Origin of the sequence: Bacillus sp. JJ722 (genome assembly GCF_036963345.1) — a bacterium.
Classification (GTDB): Bacteria; Bacillota; Bacilli; order Bacillales; family DSM-1321; genus Bacillus_AD.
Genome location: NZ_JBALMO010000113.1, coordinates 1 through 6,780, shown reverse-complemented (window position 1 = coordinate 6,780; position 6,780 = coordinate 1). Strand labels below are relative to the sequence as shown.

Annotated in this window: 6 protein-coding genes; 1 reads left to right on the top strand and 5 read right to left on the bottom strand. The window is 36.4% G+C overall.

Annotated elements, in window-relative coordinates:
• The first annotated feature begins 97 nt into the window (after window positions 1–97).
• Window positions 98–1,777, top strand: coding sequence for a dihydroxy-acid dehydratase (gene ilvD / locus V7014_RS14925; protein ID WP_335508230.1), 1,680 nt, complete (start codon window positions 98–100; stop codon window positions 1,775–1,777).
• A gap of 81 nt (window positions 1,778–1,858) precedes the next feature.
• Here the strand turns inward: ilvD and V7014_RS14920 are convergent, their stop codons facing one another.
• The 5 genes from V7014_RS14920 to pxpB form a co-directional block, all read right to left on the bottom strand.
• Window positions 1,859–2,656, bottom strand: a complete 798-nt coding sequence (locus V7014_RS14920; RefSeq protein WP_335508229.1) for a putative hydro-lyase — start codon at window positions 2,654–2,656, stop codon at window positions 1,859–1,861.
• Between the two features lie 12 nt (window positions 2,657–2,668).
• Entirely contained in the window at window positions 2,669–3,859 is a 1,191-nt protein-coding gene (locus tag V7014_RS14915) for an NRAMP family divalent metal transporter (protein ID WP_335508228.1), read from the bottom strand.
• 110 nt (window positions 3,860–3,969) lie between these two features.
• Window positions 3,970–4,740 carry a LamB/YcsF family protein gene (locus V7014_RS14910; protein ID WP_335508227.1) on the bottom strand — a complete coding sequence of 257 codons (771 nt, stop codon included), beginning with the start codon at window positions 4,738–4,740 and terminating at the stop codon, window positions 3,970–3,972.
• A 12-nt stretch (window positions 4,741–4,752) separates the two neighbouring features.
• Entirely contained in the window at window positions 4,753–5,709 is a 957-nt protein-coding gene (locus tag V7014_RS14905) for a biotin-dependent carboxyltransferase family protein (RefSeq protein ID WP_335508226.1), read from the bottom strand.
• Window positions 5,706–6,416, bottom strand: coding sequence for a 5-oxoprolinase subunit PxpB (pxpB, locus tag V7014_RS14900; RefSeq protein WP_335508225.1), 711 nt, complete (start codon window positions 6,414–6,416; stop codon window positions 5,706–5,708). Before pxpB ends, V7014_RS14905 begins: the two co-directional genes overlap by 4 nt.
• Between the last annotated feature and the right edge of the window lie 364 nt (window positions 6,417–6,780).

The window sequence follows — 6,780 nt, the reverse complement described above, 5'->3', positions numbered from 1 at the left end:
ATATTATAGGATATTCTTAGAATTAGTGTTAAAATGAGCAATAATTCAAATGATTTTGATATAATTGATAACTTTTTATTAATGGAGATGATTTTGCATGACTGAATTACGTAGCAACATGATTAAGCAGGGTATTGACCGTGCTCCGCATCGAAGCTTGCTTAGAGCAGCTGGCGTTAAAGACGAAGACTTCGGCAAACCGTTTATTGCCGTTTGTAATTCCTATATTGATATTGTTCCAGGGCATGTTCACTTACAGGAATTCGGAAAAATTGTAAAGGAAGCAATTCGTGAAGCTGGTGGGGTTCCATTTGAATTCAATACAATCGGTGTTGATGATGGAATTGCAATGGGACATATCGGAATGCGCTATTCTTTACCGAGCCGTGAGATTATAGCTGATTCAATTGAAACGGTTGTATCTGCACACTGGTTTGACGGAATGGTTTGTATTCCAAACTGCGATAAAATCACTCCAGGTATGATGATGGCTGCACTTCGTGTCAATATTCCAAGTATTTTCGTTAGTGGTGGTCCAATGAAAGCTGGTAAAGACAGCGAAGGAAAATCGCTCTCTCTTACATCCGTATTCGAAGGTGTTGGTGCATACCAATCTGGACAAATTGATGAAGCGAGACTACAAGAAATTGAAACTGTAGCATGTCCAACATGTGGTTCATGTTCAGGAATGTTTACGGCTAACTCAATGAACTGTTTAGCAGAAGGTTTAGGTTTAGCTCTTCCAGGTAACGGTACTATTCTTGCTGTTGCTGAAGAACGTAAAGAATTTGTTAAGCGCTCTGCAAAACAATTAATGGAACTAATCAAAAAAGATATAAAACCTCGTGATATTGTTACAATCGACGCGATTGATAATGCATTTGCTTTAGATATGGCGATGGGTGGTTCAACAAATACTGTTCTACATACCCTTGCTTTAGCACATGAAGCAGGATTTGAATACCCTATGGAACGCATTAATGAAATTGCGGCTCGTGTTCCTCATCTTGCAAAAATTGCACCTGCTTCAGATTATCATATTGAAGATGTGCACAATGCTGGTGGTGTTAGTGCAATCATTAATGAATTATTGAAAAAGCCAGGTGCATTTGATGGCGATTGCTTAACAGTTAGTGGTAAAACATTACGAGAAAACGTAGCAGGTGCTGAAATTCTCGATAAAGATGTTATCCACCCATTAGATAATCCTCATTCTGAGCAAGGTGGACTTGCTGTACTTTTTGGAAATCTAGCACCTCTAGGATCCATTGTTAAAGTTGGTGCTGTTGATAAATCGGTAGGTGGTTATCATAGAGGACCTGCAATTTGCTTCGATTCACAAGAAGAAGCACTCTCGGGTATTATCACAGGTAAGGTAAAAGAAGGCGACGTAGTTGTTATTCGCTATGAAGGACCAAAAGGTGGACCTGGTATGCCTGAAATGCTTGCCCCTACTTCACAAATTGTAGGTAGAGGTCTTGGAGCGAAAGTTGGTTTAATTACGGACGGACGCTTCTCTGGAGCATCTCGTGGTATCAGTATTGGTCATATTTCACCTGAAGCCGCTGAAGGCGGTCCGATCGCATTTGTAGAAGATGGCGATATCATTGAATTAGATATGAATAACCGAACAATTCAATTAGAAATTTCTGATGAAGAAATGGAAAAACGTAAAGCAAATTGGAAAGGCTTCGAACCAAAAGTTAAAACAGGTTACCTAGCTCGTTATTCTAAGCTTGTTACTTCTGCTAATACTGGTGGCGTAATGAAAATCTAATTAAAATAAGAAAAGTCCTTTCAATTAGGTGTATAACCTTTGAAAGGACTTTTTTAATTTCAACTCTACTATTCTTTTACATTATAAAATACTAAATTGGTCATTTTTTAAATCTGTAATAAACATATGTCCTGGTGCATGTGTAATCATTATTTCTGGTTTGACATGCATGGCAACTGCTTGCGGAGTAACACCACACGCCCAAAACACGGGTATTTCACCTGGGTGAATTGTAACGGCATCTCCAAAATCAGGTTGATTAATATTTTTGATGCCAATTGCTTTGGGATTTCCAATATGAACAGGTGCTCCATGTACTGAAGGAAATCGACTAGTTATTTGTATTGCACGAATTGCATCTTTCTCTGTCATTGGGCGCATGCTTACAACCATAGGTCCCTCAAATTGCCCCGCCTTGATGCTTTGAATATTCGTTTTATACATCGGTACATTGCAGTTTTCTTCAATATGCCTAATTGGAATGCCATTTTGTAAGAGAGCCTCTTCAAAAGTAAAGCTACAACCAATTAAGAATCCAACCATATTGTCATCCCAAACAGATGTTACATCTGTTAATTCTTCTGATAATATTCCTTTTCGGAATACTCTATACTTCGGTATATCTGTTTTAATATTTGCATCTGGGGCGGATAAAGTTGGCACACCAGAACCTGGTTCTGTTACATCAATAATCGGACAAGATTTTGGGTTTCTTTGTGCAAATAATAGAAAATCAAATGCTTGTTCCTTAGGAAGTACCGCCAAATTTGCTTGAATATATCCCTTTGCTAAACCTGATGTGGGCTTCAGCCATTGATTATTACGAATCAGTTCTCTTAATTCACTTGGTGATTTGCTTAGTATCGAATCCAACTTCATCCCTCCCAATTTTTACTCGAATAGTTGTGGAATACCGTCGATTAATGTTACACCACTCATATAAGCCATTGTTACTACGATTAACCCGCCAAATATCGTCATCCATAGTGGATGCTTATAATCTCCAACAATGCTCTTTTTATATACAGCAATTAACATAACACCTAAAGCGATTGGCAAGATTAGTCCATTTAAAGACCCTGCTAGAAGAAGTATTTTAACTGGTTGACCTACTAATACGAAAACACTTGTTGATATTACGATAAATCCAATTACAAACCATTTTTCATACTTATCTACTGTTTTACTTAATGTTTTAATAAATGAAACGGATGTATACGCTGCACCTATTACAGATGTAACGGCAGCCGCCCAAATAATAATTCCAAACATTTTATAACCAACATTACCTGCTGCATGTTGGAAAACAGATGCTGCAGGGTTATTTGGATCTAATGGTAGACCTTGCGAAACAATACCAAGCGCAGCTAAGAATAAGAATATTCTCATAATAGACGCAATTCCAATTGCACTTACAGCACTCTTAGTAACCTCTGGTAAAGCTTTTTGACCTTTAATTCCTGCATCAAGTAATCGGTGACCACCAGCAAACGTAATGTAGCCCCCTACTGTACCACCTACTAAAGTAACGATGGCAAAAAAGTCAATTTTATCTGGTGCAAATGTTTTTACCACTGCCTCACCAACCGGCGGCTGTGCATTAAACATGACATACACCATGAGAATAATCATGACAAATCCCATTATTTGTGCAAAACGATCCATTGCCTTTCCAGCTTCTCGTACAAGAAAGATTCCTAAAGCGATTATTCCACTAATTAGTGCACCAAATTCTGGTGATACTCCGAATATAACATTTACACCCATACCTGCTCCAGCAATATTACCAATATTAAATGCAAGTCCACCTAATACGATTAAAGCAGCAAGAAAATAACCAAGCCCTGGTAAAACATCATTCGCAATATCCTGGGCGCGTTTTTCTGAGACAGCGATGATTCGCCATATATTCATTTGTGCACCAATATCAATAATAATGGAAATTAAAATAACGAACCCAAAGCTTGCTAAAAGTTGTTCTGTGAAAACGGTTGTCTGCGTTAAAAAGCCTGGGCCAATGGCTGAGGTTGCCATTAGGAATGCAGCTCCTAATAATAAACTCATACGAGATTGTTGTTTCATATATTTTCCTCCGTATCTGTTGTCAAAGTTCAGTTAAATAAATTCTGTGAGTAAAGTAGTCGCCTAGTATTAGAGGAGAGAACTTAAATAAAAATATACATCAAAATTTTTTATTTTAAAAATTCTGCTATTTTAGCAACTTTAATGTTAGCTTCTTTTAGTGAAGTTGAAATGTACTTTGCAAAATCCAAGGCATGTACTCCATCACCATGAATACAAACGGTATGGGCTTCGATGGCAATATCAATCCCTTGTTGTGATTGAACTTTTCCTTCTTTAATCATTTTTATTACTTGTTTAACAGCTATATCAGATTCTTTAATAACTGCATTATTCTCGCTTCTTGGTGTTAATGAACCATCACTTTGATACGTACGGTCAGAGAACACTTCATTTGCTGAGCGCAAGCCAATACGTTTACCTGCTCTTACTAATTCACTATCTGATAAGCCAAACAAGATTAATTCTGGATTTACTTTATAAATAGCTTCAGCTATTGCTTCTGATAGTGATGCGCTTTTTGCAGCCATATTATACAAAGCACCGTGTGGTTTAACATGTTGTAATGTACCACCTTCTGCTTTAACGAAAGCATATAATGCACCAATTTGATATGTAACGATATCATATACTTCCTGAGACGATACATTCATATTTCTACGGCCAAAGCCTACTAAATCTTGAAATCCAGGATGTACGCCGACACCAACATTCTTGTCTAATGCTAATTGGACGGTTTTACGCATTGTTGTCGGATCACCCGCATGAAAGCCGCAAGCAATATTGGCTGAAGTGATATAATCGAGTATTTCTTCATCTCGCCCCATCATGTAGGCTCCAAAGCTTTCTCCCATATCACAGTTAATATCAATAAAAGACATGATCTCATCCTCCTAATGCAACTTGAAATTAATGGCTTTCTTTAAAATTTTCAACTTGAATTCTCGTTTTAAATAAAGCTTTTGGGCTTCCTCATGGCTGATTTCAATAAAGCTAAGTTTATCACCCGGCTTAGTTTGAGCCAAATGTGGTAGGTCAACAGTTGCTACCTGTGCTATTTTAGGATATCCTCCTGTAGTTTGACGGTCAGCTAACAATACAATAGGATTCCCTTCAGATGGAACTTGAATTGTACCAAAACTAACAGCTTCCGATATCATTTCTTCTTGCTTTTTCATTGTTAATTCAGGTCCTTTTAGTCTATATCCCATTCGATCTGAATTCGTTGTTACTTCAAATTGTTTTGTTAAAAAATCATGCTGACTTTCTTCACTAAAGGAATGGAATTGTCGGCCTTTTATTACTCTTATTGTTTTGTTTGTTTCTAGATTTGGTACGATCTTCGTTGTGGGTCTCCAATTATTATGTACGCGAATGTTGATCGGTGACTCAGACAAAATGATTTGATCGTTTGTTTGAAAAGCTTTACCATTTAATCCACCGATATTTCCTCTTAAATAAGTAGATTTGCTATTCATCACTTCAGGAATGGAAAAACCACCTGAAACGGATAGATATGCTCTACAGCCTTTCTTTGCAGAACCTAATGTTAAGACACTCCCCTTACTAACTGATATAGGTCTCCACATTGAAATGGTGTTTCCATCTACTGATGGTGTAAATTCAGCTCCACATATAGCGATTACACAATCTTTGTCGAATTGTAGTTTTGGTCCAAGCAAAGTCATTTCAATAGCGGCTTCGCTTTCATTGTTACCAACTAAAATATTGGAGATTCGGTGAGATAGCTGATCCATTGCTCCACTTGCAATTACTCCATATTTTTGAAAACCAAAACGACCTAAATCTTGTATAGTCGTTAGAAGCCCAGGCTTTAATACTGTAATCATTTATGCTGTGCCTCCAATTCTTGAAATTCACTGAAGCTTATAGATCTAAATTTTATGATGTCACCAGATTTTAATAATGTAGGAGGATTTTCATTAGGTAAAAATAAAGGTAAGGGAGTTTGTCCAATAATTTGCCAGCCTCCAGGTGTTTCTATCGGATAGATACCGGTTTGTTCACCAGCAATACCAACAGATCTTGGAGGAATTTTCAATCGGGGAGATTCTCTTCGTGGTGTGGCTATCCGGTCACTCATGCCTCCTAGATAAGGAAAGCCTGGTGCGAAGCCAATCATATACACGAGATACTCTCCTGAAGAATGTATATTTATTACTTCCTCAGTTGTTAAATTATTATGTTCGGCCACGTATTGTAAATCAGGGCCGAATTCCCCACCGTAATATACCGGAACTTCTACCACTCTTGGTTCTAGTGTTTCATTGATTTGAAAAGTACTTAGTAATTTTTTGATTTCTGTACAAACATATTGATATGGAAGGATTGAAGAATACTTATTATGTATGATGACGGGATCATAAAAAAGTGTAACCGTTGTGAAAGCTGGAATGTATTCAATTATCCAGTCTTGCATTGATTCTTCAAATAAAGTTGAGACGATTTGTACTTTTTGTTGGATATTGGGATGGATTTCATTACCTAACTCAATAATGACAGCTTGGTCACCAAGTGGAAAAAGCGAATAATTCAACAGTGACACCTCCTTTAAACGTTCACTTAAAAATATATTTTTGTATAAAAATACATATAGTTTGTAAAACTATTATTTTGATTATACTAAAATAATATAAAAAATCAAAGATTTTTTTATGTGTAAAACTTCACGAACAGTGTTTAGCACGGGATTCTTTGAAAAATCATGGGATGATTTAGTTAGATAATTGAATAATTATTTAGAAATTTATAGCAAAATATAAGGGGATTTTTCTTTAATAATGTATAGAATCATGCATAAAAAAACACGTATTTTTCAGGTTTTTTTTCAAATCAACCAAAGTATTTTTATGTTAGAGATTTTTTTTATTTTTAACATCATTTTTAAACGGTTAAAAAAA